The 25281-nt window shown below is 67.3% G+C and carries 26 protein-coding genes, 1 tRNA gene and 2 pseudogenes; 19 read left to right on the top strand and 10 right to left on the bottom strand.

Annotated elements, in window-relative coordinates; all coding sequences use genetic code 11:
• Positions 1-19 precede the first annotated feature (19 nt).
• Positions 20-799 (top strand): hypothetical protein, encoded by a 780-nt coding sequence (locus BN4346_RS40190; RefSeq protein ID WP_067974806.1) that lies wholly within the window; start codon positions 20-22, stop codon positions 797-799.
• A complete protein-coding gene (locus BN4346_RS40185; protein ID WP_154677627.1) occupies positions 799-1041 on the top strand; it encodes a hypothetical protein in 243 nt (80 codons plus the stop codon). Before BN4346_RS40190 ends, BN4346_RS40185 begins: the two co-directional genes overlap by 1 nt.
• Positions 1042-1060: 19 nt before the next feature.
• Here BN4346_RS40185 and BN4346_RS40180 read toward each other — a convergent pair whose 3' ends face one another.
• Genes BN4346_RS40180 through BN4346_RS40165 form a run of 4 tightly spaced genes read right to left on the bottom strand, consistent with a single transcriptional unit; the run spans position 1061 to position 2551 of the window.
• Positions 1061-1468 carry a hypothetical protein gene (locus BN4346_RS40180; RefSeq protein WP_154677626.1) on the bottom strand — a complete coding sequence of 136 codons (408 nt, stop codon included), beginning with the start codon at positions 1466-1468 and terminating at the stop codon, positions 1061-1063.
• Positions 1465-1731 (bottom strand): hypothetical protein, encoded by a 267-nt coding sequence (locus BN4346_RS40175; protein ID WP_067974798.1) that lies wholly within the window; start codon positions 1729-1731, stop codon positions 1465-1467. Before BN4346_RS40175 ends, BN4346_RS40180 begins: the two co-directional genes overlap by 4 nt.
• Entirely contained in the window at positions 1728-2141 is a 414-nt protein-coding gene (locus tag BN4346_RS40170; RefSeq protein WP_154677625.1) for a hypothetical protein, read from the bottom strand. Before BN4346_RS40170 ends, BN4346_RS40175 begins: the two co-directional genes overlap by 4 nt.
• Positions 2138-2551: a DUF3846 domain-containing protein gene (locus tag BN4346_RS40165; protein WP_067974792.1), complete on the bottom strand. Its 414-nt coding sequence runs from the start codon at positions 2549-2551 to the stop codon at positions 2138-2140. Before BN4346_RS40165 ends, BN4346_RS40170 begins: the two co-directional genes overlap by 4 nt.
• Before the next feature lie 177 nt (positions 2552-2728).
• Here BN4346_RS40165 and BN4346_RS40160 point away from each other — a divergent pair, with 177 nt between their 5' ends.
• Complete coding sequence (locus BN4346_RS40160; protein ID WP_154677624.1) at positions 2729-3079, top strand: hypothetical protein; 351 nt, start codon at positions 2729-2731, stop codon at positions 3077-3079.
• On the opposite strand, the gene BN4346_RS40155 is transcribed toward BN4346_RS40160, so the two are convergent.
• The 3 genes from BN4346_RS40155 to orn form a co-directional block, all read right to left on the bottom strand.
• Positions 3076-3570: an RNA 2'-phosphotransferase gene (locus BN4346_RS40155; RefSeq protein ID WP_067974784.1), complete on the bottom strand. Its 495-nt coding sequence runs from the start codon at positions 3568-3570 to the stop codon at positions 3076-3078. The two genes, BN4346_RS40160 and BN4346_RS40155, sit on opposite strands and share 4 nt — an antisense overlap.
• A 293-nt stretch (positions 3571-3863) precedes the next feature.
• Positions 3864-3936, bottom strand: a tRNA-His gene (locus BN4346_RS40150).
• 34 nt (positions 3937-3970) lie between these two features.
• Positions 3971-4627: an oligoribonuclease gene (gene orn / locus BN4346_RS40145; protein ID WP_078058742.1), complete on the bottom strand. Its 657-nt coding sequence runs from the start codon at positions 4625-4627 to the stop codon at positions 3971-3973.
• A gap of 75 nt (positions 4628-4702) precedes the next feature.
• On the opposite strand from orn, the gene BN4346_RS40140 reads away from it, so the two are divergent.
• Positions 4703-6271 (top strand): helicase HerA-like domain-containing protein, encoded by a 1569-nt coding sequence (locus tag BN4346_RS40140; protein WP_067974779.1) that lies wholly within the window; start codon positions 4703-4705, stop codon positions 6269-6271.
• On the opposite strand, the gene cmrA is transcribed toward BN4346_RS40140, so the two are convergent.
• On the bottom strand, positions 6268-7074 hold the full coding sequence (cmrA, locus tag BN4346_RS40135) for a mycolate reductase (RefSeq protein WP_067974777.1): 807 nt from the start codon (positions 7072-7074) through the stop codon (positions 6268-6270). The two genes, BN4346_RS40140 and cmrA, sit on opposite strands and share 4 nt — an antisense overlap.
• 23 nt (positions 7075-7097) lie before the next feature.
• Between cmrA and BN4346_RS40130 the strand changes: the two genes are divergently transcribed.
• Positions 7098-8429, top strand: coding sequence for an MFS transporter (locus BN4346_RS40130; RefSeq protein WP_067974774.1), 1332 nt, complete (start codon positions 7098-7100; stop codon positions 8427-8429).
• A gap of 11 nt (positions 8430-8440) precedes the next feature.
• Here BN4346_RS40130 and BN4346_RS40125 read toward each other — a convergent pair whose 3' ends face one another.
• On the bottom strand, positions 8441-9226 hold the full coding sequence (locus tag BN4346_RS40125) for an MmpS family transport accessory protein (protein ID WP_067974771.1): 786 nt from the start codon (positions 9224-9226) through the stop codon (positions 8441-8443).
• Positions 9227-9291: 65 nt separating this feature from the next.
• Positions 9292-9945: an SACE_7040 family transcriptional regulator gene (locus BN4346_RS40120; protein WP_067974768.1), complete on the bottom strand. Its 654-nt coding sequence runs from the start codon at positions 9943-9945 to the stop codon at positions 9292-9294.
• Positions 9946-10046: 101 nt separating this feature from the next.
• On the opposite strand from BN4346_RS40120, the gene BN4346_RS40115 reads away from it, so the two are divergent.
• The 14 genes and pseudogenes from BN4346_RS40115 to BN4346_RS40050 all read left to right on the top strand — a co-directional run bounded on the left by BN4346_RS40115 (position 10047) and on the right by BN4346_RS40050 (position 25277).
• Positions 10047-11687 (top strand): AMP-binding protein, encoded by a 1641-nt coding sequence (locus tag BN4346_RS40115; RefSeq protein ID WP_067975071.1) that lies wholly within the window; start codon positions 10047-10049, stop codon positions 11685-11687.
• A 74-nt stretch (positions 11688-11761) separates the two neighbouring features.
• On the top strand, positions 11762-12508 hold the full coding sequence (locus tag BN4346_RS40110) for a CoA transferase subunit A (protein WP_067975068.1): 747 nt from the start codon (positions 11762-11764) through the stop codon (positions 12506-12508).
• Entirely contained in the window at positions 12505-13146 is a 642-nt protein-coding gene (locus BN4346_RS40105) for a 3-oxoacid CoA-transferase subunit B (RefSeq protein ID WP_067974765.1), read from the top strand. Before BN4346_RS40110 ends, BN4346_RS40105 begins: the two co-directional genes overlap by 4 nt.
• Positions 13143-14682 (top strand): annotated as a pseudogene (locus tag BN4346_RS40100) (carboxyl transferase domain-containing protein). Before BN4346_RS40105 ends, BN4346_RS40100 begins: the two are co-directional and overlap by 4 nt.
• Before the next feature lie 6 nt (positions 14683-14688).
• The gene (locus tag BN4346_RS40095; protein ID WP_067974763.1) at positions 14689-16713 is read left to right on the top strand and encodes an acetyl/propionyl/methylcrotonyl-CoA carboxylase subunit alpha; all 2025 of its coding nucleotides are present in this window, start codon (positions 14689-14691) and stop codon (positions 16711-16713) included.
• The gene (locus BN4346_RS40090) at positions 16710-17870 is read left to right on the top strand and encodes an acyl-CoA dehydrogenase family protein (RefSeq protein WP_067974761.1); all 1161 of its coding nucleotides are present in this window, start codon (positions 16710-16712) and stop codon (positions 17868-17870) included. The genes BN4346_RS40095 and BN4346_RS40090 overlap by 4 nt, the downstream gene beginning before the upstream one ends.
• 2 nt (positions 17871-17872) lie before the next feature.
• Positions 17873-18453, top strand: a pseudogene (locus BN4346_RS40085) (MaoC family dehydratase).
• On the top strand, positions 18450-19247 hold the full coding sequence (locus BN4346_RS40080) for an HpcH/HpaI aldolase/citrate lyase family protein (RefSeq protein WP_067974755.1): 798 nt from the start codon (positions 18450-18452) through the stop codon (positions 19245-19247). The pseudogene BN4346_RS40085 and the gene BN4346_RS40080 overlap by 4 nt, the downstream one beginning before the upstream one ends.
• A 23-nt stretch (positions 19248-19270) precedes the next feature.
• Complete coding sequence (locus BN4346_RS40075) at positions 19271-20446, top strand: enolase C-terminal domain-like protein (protein WP_067974753.1); 1176 nt, start codon at positions 19271-19273, stop codon at positions 20444-20446.
• A gap of 4 nt (positions 20447-20450) precedes the next feature.
• Positions 20451-21380 carry a ketopantoate reductase family protein gene (locus BN4346_RS40070; RefSeq protein WP_067974750.1) on the top strand — a complete coding sequence of 310 codons (930 nt, stop codon included), beginning with the start codon at positions 20451-20453 and terminating at the stop codon, positions 21378-21380.
• 63 nt (positions 21381-21443) lie between these two features.
• Positions 21444-22265 (top strand): class I SAM-dependent methyltransferase, encoded by an 822-nt coding sequence (locus tag BN4346_RS40065; protein WP_067974747.1) that lies wholly within the window; start codon positions 21444-21446, stop codon positions 22263-22265.
• A 93-nt stretch (positions 22266-22358) separates the two neighbouring features.
• A complete protein-coding gene (locus BN4346_RS40060) occupies positions 22359-22976 on the top strand; it encodes a TetR/AcrR family transcriptional regulator (RefSeq protein ID WP_067974744.1) in 618 nt (205 codons plus the stop codon).
• The gene (locus BN4346_RS40055) at positions 22969-24033 is read left to right on the top strand and encodes a DUF1214 domain-containing protein (protein WP_067974741.1); all 1065 of its coding nucleotides are present in this window, start codon (positions 22969-22971) and stop codon (positions 24031-24033) included. Before BN4346_RS40060 ends, BN4346_RS40055 begins: the two co-directional genes overlap by 8 nt.
• On the top strand, positions 24030-25277 hold the full coding sequence (locus BN4346_RS40050) for a sulfotransferase family protein (protein WP_067974738.1): 1248 nt from the start codon (positions 24030-24032) through the stop codon (positions 25275-25277). Before BN4346_RS40055 ends, BN4346_RS40050 begins: the two co-directional genes overlap by 4 nt.
• Positions 25278-25281: the final 4 nt, after the last annotated feature.

The raw sequence follows: 25281 nt of genomic DNA, 5'->3' as shown, positions 1-25281 counted from the left end.
AACAGGTATAGTTAATGGCATGACTGAGACCGAGTTCGTCGCCCTACTTGACCGCCTGGTGGCACGTGATCGCTGGTTGACTGACCACGCCGTGCCGATGTTCCGGCGCGCCGCCGCGTCCATCGGACGGTCGGTGAAAGACCCTGCCGTCCGCCGCGCGTTCGACGGATGGATCGCCTCCGCCACCGCCGTGGCAACGCGCCACGCCGAGGGGGAGACCATCACCGACGCCGAGGTGATCACCCTCGGTGTTCAAGCCGCCGTCGTTGCCCGCCGCCTCGCGCAGGCCGGTGCGACCGCCGAGGCGGAGCCCACCGTCGAGACCGAGACCAAGGTAGAGCACACCATCGAGACCCAATGTGGATACTCGCTGTCGCTCGCATCGGACGGCGAAACCGAAACCGAGACCGCAGCCCTTGGGAGCGACCAGGACATCGCCCTGGCGCAGGCACGGGCACGGGTTGACGCGGCACAAGCAGCCCTCGCCGACGCGCAGACGGAGGCGTTCGCCGCCGAGATGGCTCTGGCGGAGATCGAGGCGAACACCATCCCTGTACAGCCCGAGATCGTCGTCAACGCAGGCGCGCAGGCACCCGCGCAGGCGGAGACGGAGGTAGATGAGGGACATGGAGATGTGCAGGTAGAGGCGGAGATCGTGGCGGACGCCCCGTCCACGGCGCAGGCGAAGGCGGTGGACAGCCGCCCGCGCATCCACTCAACACGACGGGTGCGGCACAGCGTGCCGAAGCGCCTAGACCGCCGCCCCCGCATCCGTCGCACGGAAACGGCGGTTGCGTGATGGCACGCCCACCTGTAGAGGTCAGCGCAACACCTGAGTCCCGCCGATTGATCCGTGAGCTGATGAAGGCAACCGAGAAGGCGCATACGCTGCGGGAACAGGGGATCGAGGTTGCAGCCGAGCGGGCGGCGTTGGTGGCACAGCTCAAGGAGTGTGGGTATCCCGCACGGGTGATTGCCGCCGAGACCGGGCTTGGCGTGCCGACGGTCAACCAGCTAGCCCGCGCAGCCCAGGGGACGTAGATTCCCGCAGGTCAGTGCTCTATTCCTCGTCGACGTTCTCTATCTCGCGCAGGTAGGTGTCCAACGCCGCGTTCAGCTCCGACCCGACGGGCATCACCGCCGCCATCGCAATTGCCCAGTCAGGCAGTGAGTCGCGATCACCTGGCAAGAACCACCGCGCCGTCGGCACTACCGTACTCAACCCTGTCGGATGAACCTCGGTCAGGCAGTGTAGGAAAACCAACTGTTCGTCTCCGTCGATGTACTCGTCGGAGCCGTTGATTGTCGCCCACACGGCATTAACGAGGTCAGTATCACCGGTGAGGATTCCCGCAGGGTCGAGTTGTACGCGGGGGTTGGCGGAGTGCAGGTACTCAACGTTGAGTCCGTCGGGGGACACCGCCGCCAGCACCATGCCTGATGGCAGGGAGAGTGGATGATCGGTCATGCCTCAGTCCTCTCGATGGACACCACATTTGACGACACCAGCCTCTTCGTCGGCATCGTCCACTCGCGGCTCGGGTCTTCGACCTCTACCTCGAAAACGGCACCGACACAGGGGTAATTGATGCCGCGAATGATGCTCCAGGGACCGCCCGATTCGCCCTTCCACGTGCAGTTATCCATGTCCCACACCGACACCCTGCCGTTGTCATCGGTCACCTTCCATTTGCCACGGGACCGTACGGTGAAGCGCTTGACGGAGTTCATCCCCGTCCCTGTTCCGCGATGGAGTCCAACGCCGCGCTCATGTTGTGCTCGAAGTTGGCGTGTAGACCCTGCACCAGTTCGACCGCTGACCATGGAACGTTACCGTCGACGGAGCCCGTGACAACGACGTCGCCGAGGACGGTGGCGGTTGTCGGGACCGGACTCAACCGCTGATACAACCTCGTCGCCGTCTCGTTGCGGGTGAGGGTGCGCGGGTTCGCCGATCCGTTGAGCCACATCGTGATCTGTTCGCCGTCGGGAGTGGTGAGGTTGACGTGGTGCAGTCGAGAAGCGCCGACCAGTCCCGCGAACAGAGTCATGTCGGCGGGGATGTTGTGGGGGATTGGTGTCCCTTGACGCCCCGCAGCCAGCAGCAGCGCATCGACGTTGCGTACAGGGGTGGTGTTCACGACTGCCTACCTTGCCCGCGCAGGGTCTGCACGTAGCCCGCGATGCGGAGGTTGGTGTGGATGGACTGCACGGCGGAAGTGATGGCGGGAGGTGCGTCGGCGTCGTCGCACTCGCGCACGCCGACGATGATGGCGTTACCCAGGATGTATGGGTCGGCGAAGTAGCGATTCAGTTGCCGCGCAACGGAAGTAGCCAACGGGTTGATAGGCAGCGCATGAATCCGCCCTTCCTCATTCACGTACATGACGGCGCGGGTTCCATCAGGGAGTTCGAGGTGCACAGCTTCGATGTAGCCCTTCACGACCTGCTGGTACAGCTCGATGGTGGGAGCGACCTTCGTCGGATAGGGCGGGTATTCGGAGCTGGCGTCGTGGTAGAGCACGATGGCGTCGATTCGGGTGTCGGTCATGGCTCTATCGTCGGGCACCGCACCGACAGGCGGCAAGGCACGACTAGGGACGTGACGTGTTGCCGCGCACCGGGATTCGGGTGGTACGTCCCACGGCGAGCTTTGGTAATTGTCGGTGCTGGGCGGGACAATAGACAGCATGACGACCGAGGGCATCGAGCGGATCGAGCGGATTCGATGAACATGCCGCTCTACGACACCCGCCCGTATGCGGTCCCTATACCGCGTGAGCCTGGCTGGTACACCGTCACCTGCCGCGTCACCTGGACTCCACGCGGCGGGGAGGCTGTGAGCGCCACGGGCGATTATCTGGACACGCGGCAGATCGGCGGAGCGGTGACCTTGAGCTGCGGGCTCGGCGAGGCGCTCGTTGCTCTCGAACTGGCGGACTGGCGATGGCCGGACGACCACGTTCGGGCGCTGTGCGATGACGTTGACCGTCAACTGTTGCTGGCACCGACGGCGACGCTGCGGTGCCCGATGGGCACGGCGGTGATCGAGCTTGTGCCGCCGACGTCGAAGGTCTAGTTCGCGCGCGAGATGAACGCGGCGGGCACGGCGGAGGTCAACCACACTCCATTGCCTGCGTCGTAGAACTGGTGTCCCTGTTCGTGCGCCTCCTGGGCGGCGATGGCGAGGACTGCTGCTCCACGGCGGACAACCACGGCGGGATCGGTGTGGAGGTGGACTTGCTGGCGGCTCATCGGAGAGAGTCCGTCGCGGAGGATGCTGGTCAGGTTGTGCCACTTGGTGCCGTGGTAGAGCGTCGCGGGCGGCACGGAGGGCTGTCCGGTCCCAGTAGGCAGCGAGTGTCCGTACTTCGCCCTGATGCGCTGCTGGTGCTGATCGAGTTCGTACCTCCCGCTGGCGGCGAGGACGTCGGCGAGTTCGGCGCGGGTGATACCGAGGCGGTGGAGCAGTTCGGTGACCTTGACCCAGCCGTCGGCGGTTCGGGGCACGTCCGCGTCGTGACGCAGCACGGAGGCGACGCGGCGGCTGGTGCGGACGACGGTGGACATGTGCTGGAGGTTACGCCGGTGGCGGGGCGAGGCGTAGGTCTGGCGGGGACGTGATGTGTCCTCGGGCGGGCAGGCGGTGGTGGACTCGGCGGCGGCAGACGGGGACGTGATGTGTCTCTGGCGGCGCTCTGACGTGCGTTTACGGCGCTGTCTGGGGGTGACGGCGGGGCGGTTATTGGATGACCTGCGGATTCCCCGTGATTCGCCCAGTTATTGGATAGCGTATTGGATGGAGCCCCTCGGAGGGCAAAAAGAAACCCCGTCTGAGCAGGTCAGACGGGGTTTCTACTCGGGGTGGCTGACGGGACTCGAACCCGCGACACCCAGGATCACAACCTGGTGCTCTACCAACTGAACTACAGCCACCATTGCTGCCGACTAGCAAGCAGCGTCGTCGATACTAACCGCTTGGGCGCTCAGCGACCGAATCGATATCGTCGGGCGCGTCCACCGGCGGACCCAGTTCCCCGGCGACCGCAGCAATGTCGCTGGTAGACGGCCCGGGCGGGGCGACGAACGCGGTGCGCCGGTAGTACTTCAATTCCCGGATGGACTCGTGGATGTCGGCCAGTGCGCGGTGCGCCAGGCCCTTCTCGGGCTGGCCGAAGTAGATCCGCGGATACCACCGACGGCACAACTCCTTGATCGAGCTGACGTCGATCATCCGGTAGTGCAGGTAGTCGTTGAGGGCGACCATGTCGCGGGCCAGGAAACCGCGGTCGGTGCCGATCGAGTTGCCCGCCAGCGGCGCCGTCTTGGCCTGCTTGACGTGGGTGCGGATGTAGTCGAGCACCATCGCCTCGGCGGTGGGCAGGTCGACGGTCGACGCCCTGACCTCGTCGATCAGACCCGATCGGGTGTGCATCTCGGTCACCACCGGGCTCATCGCGTCCAGGTCCGCGTCGTCGGCATGGATCACCACGTCAATACCGTCGCCCAGGATGTTCAGCTCGCCGTCGGTGACCAGGACGGCAATCTCGATGAGCTTGTCCGAGCCCAGGTCCAGGCCGGTCATCTCACAGTCGATCCAGACGAGTTCGTCTCGTGCAGCACTCACAGTTAGCCAACGTTAGCCGTTCACCACAGCCATAGCCGCACAGCGGTACAGACTCGCCAAGTAATGTCGTGACCTGTGAGTCCCGAGTCGGCGGCGAACGCCGCCCAGCAGATCGCGGCGGGTTATGTCGCCGACGGCCAGGCCCTGGAGCTGGGCACGGTGGTCATCGACGACACCGCAGACGCCTCCGCGCTGGTCCGTATTCCGCTGGCCACGATCAACCGGCACGGGCTGGTGGCCGGCGCTACCGGCACCGGCAAGACCAAGACGTTGCAGGTGATCGCCGAGCAGCTGTCCGCCGCCGGCGTCCCGGTGCTGATGGCCGATGTCAAGGGCGACCTGTCCGGGCTGTCGCGCGCTGGGGAGGGCGGCGACAAGATCACCCAGCGCGCCGCCGAGACCGGCGACGACTGGACGCCGACGGCGTTCCCGGTGGAGTTCCTGTCGCTGGGCACCGGGGGCCTCGGAATCCCGGTGCGCGCGACCATTTCCAGCTTCGGACCCATTCTGTTGTCGAAGGTGTTGGGGCTCAACAGCACCCAGGAGTCGACCCTGGGGCTGATCTTCCACTGGGCGGACCAAAACGGCTACCTGCTGTTGGACCTGAAGGATTTGCGTTCGGTCATCACGTTTTTGACCAGCGACGCCGGCAAGCCCCAACTGAAGAACCTCGGCGGGGTGTCGGCGCAGACCGCGGGGGTGATCCTACGTGCCCTGGTCAATCTGGAGGCCGAAGGCGGCGACACTTTCTTCGGTGAGCCGGAGCTCAAACCGGAGGACTTGCTGCGCACCGACAGTCAGGGCCGCGGGATCATCTCGCTGCTGGAACTGGGTGATCAAGCCACCCGCCCGGTGTTGTTCTCCACCTTCTTGATGTGGGTGCTCGCCGACCTGTTCACACTGCTTCCCGAGGTCGGCGACGTGGACAAGCCCAAGCTGGTGTTCTTCTTCGACGAGGCGCACCTGCTGTTCACCGACGCTTCGAAGGCGTTCCTGCAGCAGGTCGAGCAGACCGTGAAGCTGATCCGCTCCAAGGGTGTCGGGGTGTTCTTCTGCACCCAATTGCCCACCGATGTGCCCAACAGCGTGCTGTCCCAGCTGGGCGCCCGGATCCAGCATGCGCTGCGTGCGTTCACCCCCGATGACCAGGCGGCGCTGAGCAAAACGGTGCGCACCTACCCGAAAACCAAGGTGTATGACCTGGAGTCGGCGCTGACGTCGCTGGGGATCGGCGAGGCGATCGTCACCGTTCTGTCGGAGAAGGGCGCCCCGACCCCGGTCGCTTGGACACGACTGCGGGCACCGCGATCGCTGATGAGCTCCGTCGGTGACGCGGCGATCACCGCGGCAGCCACGGCGAGCCCCCTACACGCTGTCTACAGCGAGACGGTGGATCGCGAGTCGGCCTATGAGATCTTGTCCGGCAAGCTCGCATCGGGGGAGGGCAGTGCGCCGCCATCCGACGCGCAGGGCTACGACGGTGTGCCGCCGCCGCCGAAAGTGCATTGGTGGACGCGGTTCGGTCGCTGGCTCGCCCACTTCCTTTCCACCCGGGAGGGCAAGCAGGTGACACGTGCTGTCACCACCGTGGTGGTCGGTCAGATCACCCGCGGCGCAATGGGCACCGGCCGGCGCCGGCGTTAACCCCCGCCGAGCTTCTTGTAGACCGCCCCCACGATCGGCGTGACGATGGCGCGCGGCGCGTAGCCGCTGGCCATCGACATGGCCTTGGAGGTGATCCCGGGGACCACGCGCATCTTGTTGCGCGCCAGCGCATCCAGCGACAGCTTCGCGGTGTGCTGGGTGGAGATCCACAGAAAATCCGGGATCAGCCGGTCGACCAACGAGGCCTCGGTGGCATCGGGCATCTCGGCGCGCACCGGCCCGGGCGCCAGCAACGTCACGTGCACCCCGGACTTGCGCAGCTCGCCGCGCAGCGATTCGCTGAACGTGTTGGCAAATGCCTTGGTCGCGGCGTAGGTGGCGTTGTTGGGGATCGGTGAGTTTCCCGCCGCCGAACCGGAGATCAAGATGCCGCCGGCGCGGCGCTCGAGCATGCCGGGCAGTACCGCCAAGACCAGGTCATGCACGGCGACCGCGTTCAGCTGCACCTGGGCCTGCTCCGCCGCCGGGTCCAGGCCGGAGATCGGTCCGAACGTCGCGGTTCCGGCGTTGGCACACAGCACCGAGATCTCCCGCTCGGCCAACTCGGCGCAGAACGCGTCACGCGCCGGCGGATCGGCCAGGTCGACCGCCCGCACCTCCACGGCGACCCGGTACTGGTCCCGCAACCGCGCCGCCACGTCGTTGAGCACATCTTCGCGGCGCGCGGTGATGATCAGGGCATGGCCGCGGGCGGCCAGCTCGGTGGCCAGCGCCGCACCGATTCCCTGGGATGCGCCGGTGACGACAGCGCGGGCATCGGGGCTGGGAGCAGGAATTGGCATGGGGCAATCGTAGAGTGCCAGTCATGGGTGAGCCGGGGGCGGACAAGCTGGGGCGATCCCGGATCGTGGCGTGGGCCCTGTGGGACACCGGTGCGGCCGGTGTCAGCGCCATCGTGGTGACGTTCGTCTACTCGGTGTATCTGACCAGCAGTGTCGGCCGTGAGCTGCCCGGAGAGGTCTCCCCAGCCAGCTGGCTGGGCCGCACCCTGGCCATCTCCGGGCTGACCGTGGCCGCGGTCGCCCCGGTGATCGGGGTCTGGGTGGCCGCCCCACACCGGCGTCGCGTGACACTGGCGGTGCTGACCGGTACCGCGGCGATGTTGACGGCCTCGATGAGCCTGATCCGTGACGAACCCGCCTACCTGGCCCCGGGACTGCTGCTGTTGGCGCTGACCGCCGCGTGCGGCGACCTGGCCAGCGTGCCCTACAACGCCATGCTGCGGCAGCTGTCGACGCCGCAGAACTCCGGCCGGATCTCCGGCTTCGGCTGGGCGGCCGGCTACGCCGGCAGCGTGGTGCTGCTGCTGCTCGTCTACGTGGGCTGCATCGCCGGCAGCGGGCCCACCCGCGGCCTGCTGGGCCTGCCCACCGAGGGTGGATACAACGTCCGGGTGGCGATGCTGCTGGCTGCGGCCTGGCTGACGGTGTTCGCGTTGCCGCTGCTGCTGACCGCGCACCGCTTTGCCGGCGAGAGCGAGGCGCCTGCCCTGCGGTTGGGCTTCTTCGGCGGCTACCGCCAGCTGTGGCACGACATCACCGCCGAATGGCACCGCGACCGCAACCTGGTCTTCTACCTGGTGGCCAGCGCGATCTTCCGTGACGGGCTGGCCGGGGTGTTCGCGTTCGGCGCGGTGCTCGGCGTCAGCGTCTACGGCATCTCGGCCGGCGACGTGCTGATCTTCGGGGTGGCCGCCAGCGTGGTCGCGGCGGTCGGGGCCATCGCCGGTGGCCTGCTCGACGACCGGATCGGGTCCAAGACCGTCATCGTCGGATCACTGATCGTGATGATCGCCGCCGGGACCACGTTGATGACGCTGTCCGGTCCAGGAGCATTCTGGGCCTGCGGGCTGGTGCTGTGCCTGTTCATCGGGCCGACCCAATCCGCGGCGCGCACCTTGCTGTTGCGGATGGCCGACGACGGTATGGAAGGGGTGGCATTCGGCCTCTACACGATGACCGGTCGAGCGGTGTCGTTCCTGGCGCCGTGGCTGTTCTCGGTCTTCGTCGACGTCTTTCGCACCGACCGGGCGGGCATGGGCGGGCTGTGCACCGTCCTGCTGCTGGGTCTACTGGCGCTGCTGCCGGTACGGGTGCCGATGGCGCCGACCCGCTTCGCCCGACTTTCGCCGCGCTAGCGATCGCCGCGTCAGCCCGCCGCCGCGCACACCGTAAGGATCGAGCCGGTGCGCTGCCGGACCTGGGCACCGTCCACCGAGACCGAGCAGGTGATCTGCTCGCCGAAATTGACCACCGTGACCGCCGCGGCCGTCGAGGCCGGTGGCGTCAGTGTCACCTGTTTGCTCCACGGCAGGGCCACATTGAACTCGGTCTGCAGCACGCCGCCGGTATCGATGTAGGCGATGCTCAGCGCCCTGCCGGTCCCGCTGACGCTGTAGACGATCGTCTCGGGCACTCCGGCGGTGGTCGAGGTCGTCGGAGGCGGGGTGGTCGTCGTGGTGCTGGGCGCCGGTGTCCGGGACGGTGACGGGGTGGTGGTCGGGACGCGCTTGGGAATCGGGGTGCTGGGGGCTGTCGGCAACGGGGTCACGGGCGTGACGGTGGCCGAATTGCGTTGTGAGCCATTGGCGATCACCAGGGCGATGACCATGCCGACCACCAGCAGCACGGCGGCGCCGGCCACCAGGAACAGCCAGTTCGGAAACCGCGGAGGCTCTGGCGGTCCGCCTCGGCCGTCGTTTCCGGGCCTGCCTGGCGGCGGCCCGCCCGGCGGGGGCTGGGACGGTTCCCAGTGCTGCCGCGGCAATTGCTCGGTCGGGTGCGGAGCCTGCGGGGGATAGCCGGGCGGGTACGTCGGGAGCTGCCCGGCGTAGGCCGGGTCGACGTAGGGCGGTTGGCCGTAGGTCGGCGGTTCGGATGTTCCACCGCGCTGCCACGGCTGATTGGAACCCTCCGGTCGGTACGGATCGGTCATGCCCACCTCATGGCTTGCAGGGTACCTGTGCCGGGCGGCTGGGGCCGGGACGTCGGCGCGCCGGCCTAGATTCCGGCCGCGCCCAGCGCGCTGATCGTCATCGCCCGCAACACCGCTCGCGAGCGCTCCGGGCCGGCCGTCTTGGCGCCGATGGGCTTCATGCTGTGCGGGGTCGAGTTGAGCAAACCGAACGCGGCGTGGGCCATCAGCCGGGCATCGGCTTCGGCTAGCCCGTTGTGCAGGGCGCGCAGCACGCTCACCCACACTTCGACGTATTGCCGCTGGGCGCTGCGTACCTGGCGCTGCGCGGCGGCTGGCAGATGCGCCAAATCGCGGTCCTGGATTCGGATCAGATCCGGCTCACCGAGGGCGAAATCAAGATGAAAGTCGACGAGGCCGTCCAGCACCTCCTGGGGGCTGCGTCCACCCGCTTCGACGGCACGCGCTCCAGCGAGCAGCCGGGTGCTGATGCCGACGAGCAGCTCGACCAGCAGGGCCTCTTTGTTGGGGAAGTGTCGGTAGATGGCCGGGCCGCTGACGCCGGCGGCCGCCCCGATGTCCTCCAACCGCACCGCCAGGTAGCCGCCCTGGGCGAAGAGGCGTTCGGCGGCCGCGAGCAACTGGCTGCGCCGGTCGGACTTGAGCCGGCTGCGCCGGTTGGCCGGCTCGTCGTCCCCCGTCGAATCGGCCGAGATGGACTTCGGAATGGAAGAAGCCATCACACCTCCGCTCGTCGTGGACATCTCAGTTAATGGCCACTAACGTAACATCCGTCGCCTCGGAACACATCCGGCTTCGGGCGGCACCGGTGGAGGGGCCGATGGCAACTGCGGTACCCGCGGCGCAGGACGATCTGTCCTACGCCCGCGGCGGGACCCAGCCCGCGCTGTTGGAGACGACGATCGGCGCCAATCTTGCGGCGATCGCGAGCGTGTTCCCCGATCGCGATGCGTTGGTTGACGTTCCGTCGGGTCGGCGTTGGAGCTACGCCGAGCTCGTAGCCGATGTGCGCCAATTGGCAACCGGCCTGCTGCAGGCTGGCGTCGGCGCGGGGGATCGGGTGGGCATCTGGGCGCCCAACTGTGCCGAATGGGTGTTGACCCAGTACGCCACCGCCGAGATCGGCGCGGTTCTGGTCAACGTCAACCCTGCCTACCGCGCCCACGAATTGGCCTATGCGCTCACGCAGTCCGGGGTCACGATGGTTATCGCGGCCTCGCGGTTCAAGACCTCCGACTACGTCGGCATGCTGCGGGACGTAGCCCCCGAATGCCCGGATCTGCGCGAGGTGGTGGTCATCGGCAGTTCCCGGTGGCAGGAGCTGGCCGATACGCCGATCGATGCGAAGGCGCTGGCGAAGGTGGCCGCGACACTGCATCCGAGCGATCCAATCAATATTCAATACACTTCGGGCACAACGGGTTACCCCAAGGGTGCGACGCTGAGTCATCGCAACATCCTCAATAACGGCTACCTGGTCGGCGAGCTGCTCGGCTATACCGAAGCGGATCGGATCTGCCTTCCCGTGCCGCTCTATCACTGCTTCGGACTGGTGATGGGGAGCCTGGCGGCGGCCAGTCACGGCGCGGCCATCGTCTTGCCGGGTCCCGGCTTCGATCCGGCGGCCACGCTGCGGGCAGTGCAGGACGAGGCCTGCACCAGCCTGTATGGGGTGCCGACCATGTTCATCGCCGAGCTCGGCCTGGCTGACTTCGGGGAGTACGACCTGACCAGCCTGCGCACCGGGATCATGGCCGGATCGCCGTGCCCGGCTGAGGTGATGCGACGGGTCATCGACGACATGCACATGGCCGGGGTCGCGATCTGCTACGGCATGACCGAGACCTCCCCGGTGTCGACCCAGACCCGCGGTGAGGACTCGCTGGTGCAGCGAGTCGAGACTGTCGGGCAGGTTGGCCCGCACCTGGAGATCAAGCTGACCGACCCGGATACCGGTGCGACGGTGCCGCGCGGGCAGGTCGGCGAGCTGTGCACCCGCGGCTATTCGGTGATGATCGGTTACTGGAACGACCCCGACAAGACCGCGGCGGCCATCGACGCGGGCGGCTGGATGCACACCGGCGATCTGGCCGTGATGGACGCCGATGGCTATGTGCGCATCACCGGGCGGATCAAGGACATGGTGATCCGCGGCGGGGAGAACATCTACCCCCGCGAGATCGAGGAATTCCTCTACGCCCATCCCGACATCCGCGACGCCCAGGTCATCGGTGTGCCCGACGACACCTACGGCGAGGAGCTGATGGCGGTGGTGATCATGCGCGACGGGGCGCCGCCACTGACCCTCGAGCGGCTGCGGGAGTTCTGCACCGGCCGGCTGGCGCACTTCAAGGTGCCGCGGTACCTGCAGGTGGTGACCGAGTTTCCGATGACGGTCACCGGAAAGGTCCGTAAGGACCAGATGCGCCAGCAGGCAATCCAGCATTTGGGCAGCGGCTGACAGGGCTGCTTCAGAATGGTAGTCTCAAGCATCAGTTAATGAACATTAACTGAAATGAGGAGGCGCGAGTGGCGATAGACAAGGTCGTGGCGACGGCGGCAAAGGCCGTGGCCGACGTGACCGACGGCGCGTCACTGGCGGTAGGCGGGTTTGGGCTCTGCGGTATCCCGGAGGCGTTGATCGAGGCCCTGCTGCAGCTCGGGGTCACCGATCTGGAGACGGTGTCGAACAACTGCGGAGTCGACGGCGTGGGGCTCGGAGTGCTTTTGGAGCACAAGCGCATCCGCCGCACTATCAGCTCCTACGTGGGCGAGAACAAGGAATTCGCCCGCCAATTCCTGTCCGGCGAACTCGAGGTGGAGCTGACCCCGCAGGGGACCCTCGCCGAGCGGCTGCGCGCCGGCGGCGCCGGCATCCCGGCGTTCTACACGCCCACCGGCGTGGGCACCCAGGTTGCCGACGGCGGCCTGCCGTGGCGTTACGACGGGGCCGGCGGGGTCGCGGTGGCCTCGCCGCCGAAGGAGACCCGAGAGTTCGACGGCCGAACCTATGTCCTGGAGCGGGCGATCCGCACCGACTTCGCACTGGTGCACGCCTGGAAGGGCGACCGGCACGGCAACCTCGTCTACCGCGAGGCTGCCGCCAACTTCAACCCGGACTGCGCTGCGGCAGGCCGGATCACCATCGCCGAAGTCGAGCACCTGGTCGAGCCCGGCGAGATCTGCCCCGCCGAGGTGCACACCCAGGGAGTCTTCGTGCACCGGGTAGTGCACGTACCCAATCCGATCAAGCGAATCGAGCGGGAGACGGTGCGCGCATGACCCTCAGCAGAGATGAACTGGCCGCCCGGGTGGCCGCCGAACTGCGCGACGGGCAGTACGTCAACCTCGGCATCGGACTGCCCACCTTGATTCCCAACCACATCCCCGACGGCGTCAGCGTGGTGCTGCACTCGGAGAACGGAATCCTCGGGGTCGGACCCTACCCGCTGCGCGAAGACCTCGACGCCGACCTGATCAACGCCGGCAAAGAAACCGTCACCACCCTGCCCGGCGCGTCGTTCTTCTCGTCGTCGGCCTCGTTCGGAGTCATCCGCGGCGGTCACCTCGACGTGGCGGTCCTTGGCGCCATGCAGGTTTCGGCCGCCGGCGATCTGGCCAACTGGATGATCCCCGGCAAGATGATCAAAGGCATGGGCGGGGCGATGGACCTGGTGCACGGAGCGCGCCGGGTGATCGTGATGATGGAGCACGCCGCCAAAGACGGCAGCGCCAAGATCGTCGAGCAGTGCACACTGCCGCTCACCGGCGCCCGCTGCGTCAACCGGATCATTACCGACCTGGCCGTCATCGACGTCACCGAGAACGGTCTGCAGCTGATCGAGACCGCCCCGGGCGTCACCGTCGACGAGGTCGTCGCGAAAACCGATGCTCCGCTGAACCTGTCGACACTGTCATGACAGCACCGGCATTCGCTGACGAACACCGGCGCCTGGTCGCCGAACTCAACACCAAGCTCGCGGCGGCCGCCCTCGGCGGCAGCGAGCAGTCCCGGCAGCGCCACGTGGCGCGCGGAAAACTGTTGCGCCGCGACCGCGTTGACCGGCTGCTGGATCCCGGGAGCCCATTTCTGGGATTGGCGCCGCTGGCCGCCGACGGGATGTACGACGACCAGTGCCCCGGCGCCGGGATCATCACCGGAATCGGGCGGGTCGCGGGGCGGGAATGCGTGATCGTCGCCAATGACGCCACGGTCAAGGGCGGCACCTACTATTGCGTGCCCAAGAGGTGGCACTGGGCAACCGGCTGCCCTGCCTGTATCTGGTGGACTCCGGGGGAGCGTTCCTGCCCCGCCAGGACGAAGTCTTCCCCGACCGTGAGCATTTCGGCCGCATCTTCTACAACCAGGCCACCATGAGCGCTGCTGGCATTCCGCAGATCGCGGCGGTGCTCGGATCGTGCACCGCGGGCGGAGCCTACGTTCCGGCGATGAGCGATGAGGCCGTCATCGTCCGGGAGCAGGGCACCATCTTCCTGGGCGGACCGCCGCTGGTGAAGGCCGCCACCGGCGAAGTGGTGACCGCCGAAGAACTCGGCGGCGGAGAGTTGCACTCCAAGGTCTCCGGGGTCACCGACTACCTGGCCGACGACGACGAGCACGCGCTGCGCATCGTGCGCCAGATCGCGGCCACCTTCGGGCCTCGCTCCGAAAGCCCATGGGAGATCAGCTACTCTGTTGAACCTCGGCATGATCCGGCCGAGCTCTACGACGTGGTTCCGCCGGATCCCCGGGTGCCCTACGACGTGCGGCAGGTGATCGTCCGGCTGGTCGACGGCAGCGAGTTCAGCGAGTTCAAAGCCGAGTACGGCAAGACCCTGGTGACCGCGTTCGCGCGCATCCACGGCCACCCGGTCGGCATCATCGCCAACAACGGGGTGCTGTTCGGTGAATCCGCCGTCAAAGGGGCACACTTCATCGAGCTGTGCGACAAGCGCTCGATCCCACTGGTTTTCCTGCAGAACATCGCCGGGTTCATGGTCGGCCGCGACTATGAGGCCGGTGGCATCGCCAAGCACGGCGCCAAAATGGTCACCGCGGTGGCCTGTGCGCGAGTGCCCAAGCTGACCGTCGTGATCGGCGGGTCCTACGGGGCGGGCAACTACTCCATGTGTGGGCGGGGCGCTTCCTGTGGATGTGGCCCAATGCCCGGATCTCGGTGATGGGCGGCGAGCAGGCGGCGTCGGTGCTGGCCACCGTGCGGGGCGAGCAGCTCGACGCCGCGGGCAAGCCGTGGTCGGCAGCCGACGAGGAAGCCTTCAAGGCCCCGATCCGCGAGCAATACGAGGCGCAGGGCAACCCGTACTACTCGACCGCGCGGTTGTGGGACGACGGGATCATCGACCCGGCCGACACCAGAACAGTGCTGGGCCTTGCGCTTTCGGTCTGCTCGAACGCGCCTTTGGACCCGGTCTCCTACGGCGTATTCCGGATGTGAGCGCATATGTTTGAAACCGTACTGATAGCCAATCGCGGCGAGATCGCGGTGCGGGTGATTCGCACCCTGCGCCGGATGGGCATCCGATCGGTGGCCGTCTTCAGCGACGCCGACGCCGGGGCGCGCCACGTGCGCGAAGCCGACACCGCGGTGCGCCTGGGGCCGGCTCCGGTGCTGGAGAGCTACCTGTCGATACCCAAGGTGCTTGAGGCCGCCGCGGCCACCGGCGCCCAGGCCATTCACCCCGGATACGGATTCCTCTCCGAGAACGCCGGATTCGCGGCCGCCTGCCAGCGGGCCGGCGTGGTTTTCATCGGGCCGCCGGCCCGGGCCATCGAGGTGATGGGCGACAAGATCTCGGCGAAGAACACCGTCACCGCCTTTGAGGTGCCGGTGGTTCCGGGCATCGCCAAACCCGGTCTGTCCGATGACGAGCTGGTGGCCGCCGCAGGCGAGATCGGCTATCCGGTGCTGATCAAGCCCTCGGCCGGCGGCGGCGGCAAAGGCATGCACCTGGTGGACGACCCCGCCCAGCTGCGCTCGGCCCTGGCCACCGCACGGCGTGAGGCGGCCTCGGCGTTCGGTGACGACACCTTGTTCTTGGAGCGATTCGTGCTGCGGCCGCGCCACATCGAGGTGCAGGTGCTCGCCGACACCCAGGGCAATGTGGTGCACCTGGGCGAACGCGAATGCAGCCTGCAGCGGCGCCACCAAAAGGTGATCGAGGAGGCGCCGTCGCCGCTGCTGGACGCCGCCACCCGGGACCGGATCGGCACCGCAGCGTGCAACACCGCCCGCAGCGTGGAGTACGTCGGCGCCGGCACCGTGGAATTCATCGTCTCCGCGGATCGCCCGGATGAGTTCTTTTTCATGGAGATGAACACCCGGCTACAGGTGGAACACCCGGTCACCGAGGCGATTACCGGTCTGGACCTGGTCGAGTGGCAACTGCGGGTGGCGGCCGGGGAGAAACTGTCCTTCGCCCAGGACGACGTCACGTTCACCGGGCACGCCGTGGAAGCCCGGGTGTATGCCGAAGACCCGGCCCGTGGCTTCCTGCCCACCGGCGGGCGAGTGCTGGCGGTGCACGAACCCACCGGTTCGGGGGTGCGGGTGGATTCGTCGTTGCAGGACGGCACCGTCGTCGGCAGCGACTACGATCCGATGCTGTCCAAGGTGATCGCGCATGGGGTCGACCGGGCGCAGGCACTGGCGCGCCTGGATGCGGCGCTGGCCGGCACGGCGGTGTTCGGGGTACAGACCAACGTCGAGTTCCTGCGGTTCCTGCTGGCCGATGAGCGGGTGATCGCCGGTGACCTCGACACCGAACTGCTGGACGCCCGGTCGGGTGAATTCATGCCGGTACCCGCCCCCGACGACGTGCTGGCCGCCGGTGGCCTCTACCGCCAGTGGCAGCTCGCCGGGCGATTTCGGCGCGGTAATCACCGCTCAGCCGGAGAAACCGCGCCGAAATCGCTGTGGGGGATGCCGAGCGGATGGCGAATCGGCGCGGCGGCGCCGGTGCGCACCGAGATGCACACCCCGCTGCGCACCGAGACGGTGTCGGTGTGGGGGCTGCCCGAGGCCGCGCAGGTGCAGATCGGCGACGGCGAGATCCACAGCGCCAGCGCCCATGTCGAAGGCGACCAACTGATCGCGACCGTGGCCGGGCGGCAACGTCGCTACCTGTTCGCCGAGGACGATGGTCAACTGTGGATCGCCGACGAACGCGGAAGCTGGCAGTTGCGGGAGGCTGAAGTGGTGCGCGTGCACCGCGGCGGCGCAGCCCGCAGCGCGGAGATCGCCAGCCCGATGCCGGGCACCGTGATCGCTGTCAGTGCCGCATCGGAATCCACTGTCGGCGAAGGTGATCCGGTGGTCGTGGTGGAGGCGATGAAGATGGAACACACCCTGACTGCCCCAATTTCCGGCCGGGTGCAGGTGTTGGTAGCGGTGGGCGATCAAGTGAAGGTGGATCAGGTGCTGGCGCGGCTGATCCCGCAGCAAGAGACCGAGGAAGCGAAACCATGACCACCATCGAGGCAGGAACCCTGCCGAGCCACTACCAGGACCTGCGCGACACCGTCGCCGAGTTCGCCCGCACCGTCGTCGCCCCGGTGGCGGCCAAGCACGACGAAGAGCACAGCTTCCCCTACGAAGTCATCGCCAAGATGGGCCAGATGGGCTTGTTCGGCCTGCCGTTCCCCGAGGAGTACGGCGGCATGGGCGGCGACTACTTCGCCTTGGCGCTCGCCCTGGAGGAACTCGGCAAGGTCGATCAGTCGGTGGCGATGACCCTGGAGGCCGGGGTCGGCCTGGGGGCGATGCCGATCTACCGGTTCGGCTCCGAGGAACAGAAGCAGACCTGGCTGCCGGATCTGGTGACCGGTCGCGCCCTGGCCGGCTTCGGCCTGACCGAGCCGGGCGCCGGTTCGGATGCCGGCGGCACCCGGACCACCGCCCGCCTGGACGGTGACGAGTGGGTCATCAACGGCACCAAGCAGTTCATCACCAACTCCGGCACCGACATCACCTCGCTGGTGACCGTCACCGCCGTCACCGGAATCCAGCCGGACGGCAAGAAGGAGATCTCTACGATCATCGTGCCTTCGGGCACAGCGGGTTTCACCGTGGAGCCGGCCTACAACAAGGTCGGCTGGAACGCCTCGGACACCCACCCGCTCACCTTCGCCGACGCTCGCGTTCCCCAAGCCAACCTGCTCGGTGACGAGGGCCGGGGCTACGCCAACTTCCTGTCCATCCTGGACGAGGGCCGCATTGCGATCGCCGCGGTCGCCACCGGGGTAGCGCAGGGCTGCGTCGACGAAAGCGTGAAGTACGCCGGCGAGCGTGAGGCGTTCGGCCAGACGATCGGCTCCTATCAGGCGATCAGCTTCAAGATCGCCCGGATGGAGGCCCGTGCCCACGTCTCCCGCACCGCCTACTACGACGCCGTCGCGAAGATGTTGGCGGGCAAGCCGTTCAAGAAGGAGGCGGCGATCGCCAAGATGATCTCCTCGGAAGCGGCGATGGACAACGCCCGTGACGCCACCCAGATCCACGGCGGCTACGGCTTCATCAACGAATACCCGGTGGCCCGGCATTACCGGGACAGCAAGATCCTCGAGATCGGCGAGGGCACCACGGAGGTGCAGCTGATGCTCATCGCACGATCGCTGGGGTTGTGAGGATGGCGGACGGTGAGTGTGAATCCGGCGACGCGGCACCGGCGTGTCGCGTCGCAGGATGCACACTCGGCGAGGGTCAAAGAAGGGATACAGCGTGAGCAAGACCGTCGAGCAGCGCGGACTGTGGTTCGAGGAATACGAGATCGGCACCACCTACCTGCACCGGCCCGGGCGCACCATCACTGAGGCCGACAACGTGCTGTTCACCACGCTGACCATGAACACCCAATCGCTGCACCTAGATGCGGCGTGGGCGGCCCAGCAACCGGGTTTCCGCGGTGAGCGCCTGGTGAATTCGATGTTCACCCTCTCCACGCTCGTCGGCCTGTCGGTGGCACAGCTGACGCTGGGCACCATCGTGGCCAACCTGGGCTTCTCCGAGGTGTCATTCCCCAAGCCGGTGTTTCACGGCGACACTCTGTACGCCGAGACGGTCTGTACTGACAAGCGGGAGTCCAAGAGCCGTCCTGGCGAGGGCATCGTGACGTTGGAGCACATCGGGCGTAACCAGAACGGCGACATCGTCGCCCGCGCAGTACGCTCCACGCTGGTCCGCAAGCGGCCCGCCGAGGACCAGCGATGAGCACCGGTCCGGCCTGGCTGTTCTGCCCGGCGGATCGGCCGGAGCGCTACGGCAAAGCGGCCGCGGTCGCCGACGTGGTGATCCTGGACCTGGAAGACGGTGTGGCCGCGGCGGATCGGCCCGCCGCCCGCGAAGCGCTGCGGAGCACGCCCCTTGACCCGGAGCGGACCGTGGTGCGGGTGAACCCGGCCGGGACCGAGGACCAGGCCCGCGACTTGGAGGCCCTGGCCGACACCGCCTACACGACGGTGATGCTGGCCAAGACCGAATCCGCCGCCCAGGTCGCCGCGTTGGCGCCCCGGCAGGTGGTGGCCCTGATCGAGACTCCGCGCGGCGCGGTGTTCTGCGCCGAGATCGCCGCCGCGCAGCAATGCGTCGCGATGATGTGGGGCGCCGAGGATCTGGTCGCGGCGATGGGCGGCGGTTCCAGCCGGCACGCCGACGGCCGGTATCGCGATGTGGCTCGCCACGTGCGCTCCAGCGTCCTGTTGGCGGCATCGACGTTCGGCCGGGCCGCACTCGACGCCGTCTACCTCAACATCGGCGACCTCGACGGTCTCAAAGCCGAAGCGCGCGATGGCGCCGCGGTCGGATTCGCTGCTACGGTGTGCATCCACCCGAGCCAGATCGCGGTGGTCCGCGACGCCTATCGGCCCGCCCCGGAACGGGTCGACTGGGCGCGCAGGGTGCTCGCCGCGGCGCAGACCGAGCGCGGGGTGTTCGCGTTCGAAGGACAGATGGTCGACTCCCCGGTGCTGCGGCACGCCGAAGCCATCCTGCGGCGAGCGGATTGACGCACCAGGAGGACTGACAGCGCATGCGCATCACCCAGATCATCGAGACACCGGTGCGATTGCGCGGCGAGGTCGCCAACGCCTTGGTGGATTTCTCCCGGCACACGGTGTCACTGGTCGCGGTGGTCAGCGACCAGATCCGCGACGGGAAGCCGGTGACCGGGATCGCGTTCAATTCGATCGGCCGATTCGCCCAGAGCGGCATCCTGGCCGACCGGATGATCCCGCGAGTGCTGCGCGCGAACCCCGAGTCGCTGCTTGACGACGCCGGCCGGATCGATCCCGCGCGGGTGCTGGGCGCTGCGCTGGCCGACGAGAAGCCCGGCGGGCACGGCGACCGGGCCGGTGCCGCGGCCGCACTGGAGTTGGCCTGCTGGGATCTCAACGCCAAACTCGCCGGCGAGCCCGCCTACCGCACCATCGCCGAGCATTTCGGCCGGAACATCGTGAGCACCGCCGTCCCGGTGTACGCAGCGGGCGGCTACTACTACCCGGGCGACGACGCGAACGCCGGCCTGGATCGGCTGCGCAGCGAGATCCGCGGCTATCTCGACATGGGCTACGACGCGGTCAAGATGAAGATCGGCGGCGCGTCGACGAGCGAGGACCTGGCGCGCATCGAGGCCGTGATCGACATCGTCGGCAGCGGAGCCCGGGTCGCCGTCGACGCCAACGGCCGGTTCGACGAGGCCGCCGCGGTCCAGTGGGCACACGCGCTACGCCCCTATAACCTGCGCTGGTACGAAGAACCCGGTGACCCACTCGACTTCGCCTTGAATGCCGCGGTCATTGCTGCCTACGACGGCGCCATCGCGACCGGAGAGAACCTGTTCTCGGTGCCGGACGCGACCAACCTGCTTCGGTACGCCGGGATGCGGCCGGGCGTGGACATCTTCCAGATGGACGCCGCACTCAGCTACGGGCTAACCGAATACGCCCGGATGATCGAGGTCCTCGAGGCGCACGGGTTTGATCGTCGCTTCGCCTTTCCGCACGGCGGGCACCTGATCAATCTGCATATCGTGGTCGCCCTGGGCTTGGGCGGCTGCGAGTCCTATCCCGGGGTGTTCGCGCCGTTCGGGGGTTACGCGCCGGGTTGTGTGCTGGCCGAGGGCACTATCGCGCCGACCGATGCGCCGGGCTTCGGGCTGGAGGACAAGCCCGACCTGGCCGCCGTGATTGCCGACCTGGTGGGATGAGCTAATGAAGATCGCGGTCATCGGATGCGGCGCTATGGGTTCGATCTATGCCGCCAAGCTGGCGGCGGCCGGCAACGACGTTCTGGCCATAGACCGGTCGCGCGCGCACGTGGACGCCGTCGCCGCCGACGGCCTGCGGATCAGCGGACCGCAGCCTGACCAGGTGGTTCCGATGCGCGCGGCCACCACCGCGCCGGCCGAGCCGATGGATCTGGTGGTGCTGGCGGTCAAGGCCGCCGACGTCGCGACGGGGGCCAACCAGGCGCTGTCGCTGCTCGGCGAGAACACGCCGGTGTTGACCATCCAGAACGGACTCGGGTCGGCCGACACCGTCGCCGACATCGTCGGCGGAGCCCGGGTGGCGGTGGGCATCGCCAGTGGATTCGGGGCCTCGCGCCCCGCCCCGGGGCATGTGCACCACAACGCGATGCGTGCGGTCTGGTTCGGAGCCTATGCGGCGCTGCCGTTTTCGACTGTCGATCAGATCGCTCGGGTGTGGTCCGAGGCGGGCTTCGACGCAGCCGCGGTCGCCGACATCGTCGCCATGCAGTGGGAGAAGCTGATCTGCAACGCCGCCTATAGCGCGCCGTGCGCGTTGACCGGCATGACGGTGGGGCAGGTCCTGGACGACGCAGACATGGGACCGGTCAGCCGCGCCACCGCAACCGAGGCCTGGACGGTGGCCCGCGCGGCGGGAATCGGTATCGATGTGGCGGACCCGGTCGCGCATGTCCGGGCCTTCGGTGCGCAGATGCCGAACGCCAAACCGTCTGCGCTGCTGGATCATCTGGCCCGTCGAGTCAGCGAGATCGACGTCATCAACGGCGCCGTGGTGCGCACGGCCGCGCAGGTGGGCGAGCAAGTGCCGGTGAACGCCACCCTGACCGCGCTGGTCAAAGCGGTTGAACGTCAGTGGATAACGCCGCAGGGCTGAACACCACGCCGACCGGCGTTCAGCTCCGAGCGGTTTGCGCCGGCGGGGCTAGCGTGGATTGGCATGACCGATGACAAGGCGCGGGTGGATCTGAGCGGGTCTCCGCAGACTATGCTCGCGACGCTGTATGCCAAGGCGCTGGATGCTGATCTGCCCGAACCCATCCTGGGGGATCGCTACGCCAAGGAAGTGGTCGCACGCATCGACTACGACTGGAGCAAGACCACCATCACCGCGGCTCAATCGCCGTCGGTGACCACCCGCTCGGCGCACTTCGACACCTGGGCCCGTCAGTTCCTGGCGGCCAACCCCGACGCGGTGGTGTTGCACGTGGGCTGTGGGCTCGACGCCCGATACCTCCGGATCCAACCCGGCGACGGAGTCGACTGGTATGACATCGATTACCCGGACGTCGCCGACCTGCGCCGGCAACTGCTTCCCAAGCGAAGCCACAACCACGTGGTGGCGGCGTCGGTCACCGACCCGGCGTGGTTCGCCGAAATCCCCACCGGCCGTCCGACATTGATGCTCGGCGAAGGTCTGACCATGTATCTCACCGAAGCGGACGGTGTCGCGTTGCTGCGCCGGGTGGTCGAGCACGCTCCGGGCGGGGAGTTGCAGTTCGACGCCTTCAACTGGCTGGGCATCAAGACCCAGTGGTCCAACGCGGTGGTGCGCCGCTCTGGGGCGACGCTGCGGTGGGGGATCAACCGCCCCGACGACATCCTTGCCGCGGTGCCGGGCACCCGACGGTTGGAATGGGTGCGCTGGTTCGAGTCGGATACCTATGGCAAGCTTCCCCGCCGCTACCAGGCGTTGGGCAGGGCGATGTCGCTGATTCCGGCGGTGGCGAACATGTCGCAGTACCACCGCTACGCCTTCTGACCTGCAGAGTCGGGGCGGCCCACAGAATCGTTGACTAATTACGTTACGTAATGTAATTATTTAGACCGTGAGTCGCCGACCGCAGATGCCACAGTGACGGCAAGCCCGGACCAGGCCCCGGCCGGTCGCGGACGCCCCCGCGATCCGCGCACCGAGCAGGCCATCACCGAAGCCGCCCGCCGACTGCTGGCCCGGGACGGCTACGACCAGGTGTCCATCGAGGCGATCGCCCGCGAGGCGGACGTCAGTCGCCCCACCGTCTACCGACGTTGGCCGTCGAAGACGCACCTGGTGTTCGATGCGGTCTTCGGTGCCGCCGAGGTCGGTGACGTGTTGACCAGCTCGGGCGACTTCGAAGCTGACCTGCGCCAATTCGTGGCCGGCGTGTTCGAGTTCTGGCGCGCGCCGGACGTGGCTGCCGCGGCACTGGGCATCTTGGCCGATCGCCACCGCGACCCGGAGTTGTTCATCCGCACCCAACAGCTGCTCGACGAGACGACCCGCACCGCGTTCGGTGTGCTGGTCCGCGCCGGCATCGACCAAGGCGTGCTCGATGCCGACATCGATGTCGAGATCGCTTATGACGCAATGGTGGGCACCAGCTTCTACATCGCCCAAGTTTTGGCCACCGACACCGTCGAGGCCGCCGCCGACAGGCTGTGCACGTTACTGCTGCAAGGAATGAGAAAGAAGGAGAACCGGGATGAGTGACGAGTTGTCCGTCGCATTCGGCGAGTTGCTCGACGAGGTCCGTGCCGTCGAGCAGCGCCTGCTGACCGCTGATCCGCCGCTGGAGGAGGCCGACGTTCTCGACGGCTACCGATGGGCGTTGAGCCTGCTGCGGGTCGCCTCCGAGGCCTACATCTGGGGCGATGCGGACAAGCCGATCCTGGTCGACGTGATCGGCCCCTATCTCAAATGGGGCGGCGACAATTCGGACGCCTTCTACCAGCTGGCGCCGATCGACCCGAGCCGCAGCTACCGGGTCACCGGCAACCGCGGCGACGCGGTCTACCTGTCTATGACCGTCTACGGCGGCCCCGACGACGGCCGCTACAGCGACCGCATCATCGACACCATCAACGACCGCGACTTAGCCCCTGACGCCGACGGCAACTTCGAATTCATCATCAGTGCCCAAGAGCAGCAGGGTAACTGGCTCAAACTGGAGCCCGACGCCGTGTTCATCCTGACCCGCGACTATCTCACCGACCCCGGCACCGATGTGCGCGTGCAGTGGAAGATCGAAGCGCTTGATGACACTGGCCGGCGCCCCGACACCCGCGCCGACCTGAGCCGGCGGATGCGCGCGGCGCGCACCTGGATTCGTGAGCAGGCCGCCATGGCGCCCGTGCGGCTGCCGGCCAACGTGCTGCAGGAGCCCTATCCGGTTCCCAGTCGCACCGTGGGCTGGGCCGCCGGCGACGCCGCCTATTCGATGGGCGCCTACGAACTGCAACCCGGCCAGGCGCTGGTCATCGAAGGAACCTCACCGGAGTGCGTGTTCTGGAATCTGTGCCTGTGGAATCCGTTCTTACACACCTACGACTACACCCGCGAGCGGGTCACCATCAACGGTGCGCACGTCAGCTACGCACCCGACGGGTTTTGGCAGATCGTGATCAGCGAAACTGATCCCGGGCATCCGAACTGGGTGTCCACCGCGGGCCGGTCGAAAGGCCTGATCTGGCTACGTTGGTTCCTACCCGAGGCCACCCCCGACCCGCTGAACTGCCGAGTCGTCGACGTCGCAGAGCTGGTCTCATGAGCGCTGCCACTCGGCCGGGCGCCATCCGGCTCGAAGACCTTGCCAACCCGGTCTTTCCCGGGGCCGCGCGCCCGATGCGGGAAGGCCTGGCCGGCTACGGCTCCGTCTTGCAGCTGACACCGGACGCATTGCTGCAGGCCGCAACCGAACGAACAGGCTTGGACAACTGGGGCGACAACGCCTTTCGTGAGCGCCTGGACGTACTGTGCGCGTCGCTGGTCACCGAGGCCGACCTGTCCGGCGTGGGCCGGGCGATGGCGTTCGAACAACTGGTAGGCCACCTGGTCAACCGGCTCCGACTGGAAGATCTGATCGCGAAGAACCCCGAGATCGACAGCGTCGAGATCGAACGCCCGATCATCATCTGCGGACTGCCACGCACCGGGACTACCCACCTGCACAACCTGATCGCGGCCGACCCGGCACTGCGCTACCTGCCGTACTGGGAGAGCATGGAGCCGGTCGCCACGCCGGGCGAACCCGATCCGCAGGCCAGGCGTGACCGCTGCGCCGTCGGCCTGGATCTGATCAACACCTCGATGCCCGAGTTCAAGCGCATGCACGACATGACCGTCGACCACGCGCACGAAGAGATCCAGCTGCTGGGCAACGACATCTCCGGAATGCTCTTCGAATGTAGTTACTACCTCCCGACATTCGCGCAGCACTACAAGACACACGATCAGACCGCGTCGTACGCGTACATGAAACGCACCCTGCAGGCGCTGCAATGGCTGCGCGGTGGCACCCGCTGGGTGCTCAAGTCGCCACAACATCTGGAGCAGTTCCCCGCGCTGTATGCCACCTTCCCCGACGCCACCTTCGTTGTCACTCATCGGGATCCGGTCGAGGTGACGCGATCGATGGCGACCATGATCAGCTACGCGGCACGGATGGCCTGCGACCAACCCGACCCGGTCAAGATCTCGAAGTATTGGCTAGACCGGGCCGACGATCTGCTCACCGGCTGCCTGCGCGACCGCGATGTGCTGCCGGCGGCGCAGTCCGTCGACGTGAGGTTCGAGGACTTCATGGCCGATGAGGATGGGACCGTCGCCGCCATCTACGAGCTCGCGGGCCAGCCCCTCGACGCTCAGGCGACAGACGCGATGACGCAGTTCTGCATCGAGCACCCCCGCGGGCGCTACGGCGCGGTCGACTACCAGCCGGCCGATCTGGGACTGGATGCCGACGAGATCGCAAACCGGCTGCGCGACTACCAAAACCAATTCGTTACCGATTAATGGG

Origin of the sequence: Mycolicibacter icosiumassiliensis, assembly GCF_900078685.2 — a bacterium.
Taxonomy (GTDB): Bacteria; Actinomycetota; Actinomycetes; order Mycobacteriales; family Mycobacteriaceae; genus Mycobacterium; species Mycobacterium icosiumassiliensis.
Note: the sequence above shows the minus strand (reverse complement) of the source record. Positions and strands in the feature narration are given on the sequence as shown.

Excerpts from the sequence above, each read along its gene's own strand:
- BN4346_RS40190 (WP_067974806.1), top strand. The coding sequence starts at position 20 with ATGACTGAGACCGAGTTCGTCGCCCTACTTGACCGCCTGGTGGCACGT.
- BN4346_RS40185 (WP_154677627.1), top strand. The coding sequence starts at position 799 with ATGGCACGCCCACCTGTAGAGGTCAGCGCAACACCTGAGTCCCGCCGA.
- BN4346_RS40180 (WP_154677626.1), bottom strand. The coding sequence starts at position 1,468 with ATGACCGATCATCCACTCTCCCTGCCATCAGGCATGGTGCTGGCGGCG.
- BN4346_RS40175 (WP_067974798.1), bottom strand. The coding sequence starts at position 1,731 with ATGAACTCCGTCAAGCGCTTCACCGTACGGTCCCGTGGCAAATGGAAG.
- BN4346_RS40165 (WP_067974792.1), bottom strand. The coding sequence starts at position 2,551 with ATGACCGACACCCGAATCGACGCCATCGTGCTCTACCACGACGCCAGC.
- BN4346_RS40160 (WP_154677624.1), top strand. The coding sequence starts at position 2,729 with ATGAACATGCCGCTCTACGACACCCGCCCGTATGCGGTCCCTATACCG.
- BN4346_RS40155 (WP_067974784.1), bottom strand. The coding sequence starts at position 3,570 with ATGTCCACCGTCGTCCGCACCAGCCGCCGCGTCGCCTCCGTGCTGCGT.
- cmrA (WP_067974777.1), bottom strand. The coding sequence starts at position 7,074 with ATGCCAATTCCTGCTCCCAGCCCCGATGCCCGCGCTGTCGTCACCGGC.
- BN4346_RS40130 (WP_067974774.1), top strand. The coding sequence starts at position 7,098 with ATGGGTGAGCCGGGGGCGGACAAGCTGGGGCGATCCCGGATCGTGGCG.
- BN4346_RS40125 (WP_067974771.1), bottom strand. The coding sequence starts at position 9,226 with ATGACCGATCCGTACCGACCGGAGGGTTCCAATCAGCCGTGGCAGCGC.
- BN4346_RS40120 (WP_067974768.1), bottom strand. The coding sequence starts at position 9,945 with ATGGCTTCTTCCATTCCGAAGTCCATCTCGGCCGATTCGACGGGGGAC.
- BN4346_RS40115 (WP_067975071.1), top strand. The coding sequence starts at position 10,047 with ATGGCAACTGCGGTACCCGCGGCGCAGGACGATCTGTCCTACGCCCGC.
- BN4346_RS40105 (WP_067974765.1), top strand. The coding sequence starts at position 12,505 with ATGACCCTCAGCAGAGATGAACTGGCCGCCCGGGTGGCCGCCGAACTG.
- BN4346_RS40095 (WP_067974763.1), top strand. The coding sequence starts at position 14,689 with ATGTTTGAAACCGTACTGATAGCCAATCGCGGCGAGATCGCGGTGCGG.
- BN4346_RS40090 (WP_067974761.1), top strand. The coding sequence starts at position 16,710 with ATGACCACCATCGAGGCAGGAACCCTGCCGAGCCACTACCAGGACCTG.
- BN4346_RS40080 (WP_067974755.1), top strand. The coding sequence starts at position 18,450 with ATGAGCACCGGTCCGGCCTGGCTGTTCTGCCCGGCGGATCGGCCGGAG.
- BN4346_RS40075 (WP_067974753.1), top strand. The coding sequence starts at position 19,271 with ATGCGCATCACCCAGATCATCGAGACACCGGTGCGATTGCGCGGCGAG.
- BN4346_RS40070 (WP_067974750.1), top strand. The coding sequence starts at position 20,451 with ATGAAGATCGCGGTCATCGGATGCGGCGCTATGGGTTCGATCTATGCC.
- BN4346_RS40065 (WP_067974747.1), top strand. The coding sequence starts at position 21,444 with ATGACCGATGACAAGGCGCGGGTGGATCTGAGCGGGTCTCCGCAGACT.
- BN4346_RS40055 (WP_067974741.1), top strand. The coding sequence starts at position 22,969 with ATGAGTGACGAGTTGTCCGTCGCATTCGGCGAGTTGCTCGACGAGGTC.
- BN4346_RS40050 (WP_067974738.1), top strand. The coding sequence starts at position 24,030 with ATGAGCGCTGCCACTCGGCCGGGCGCCATCCGGCTCGAAGACCTTGCC.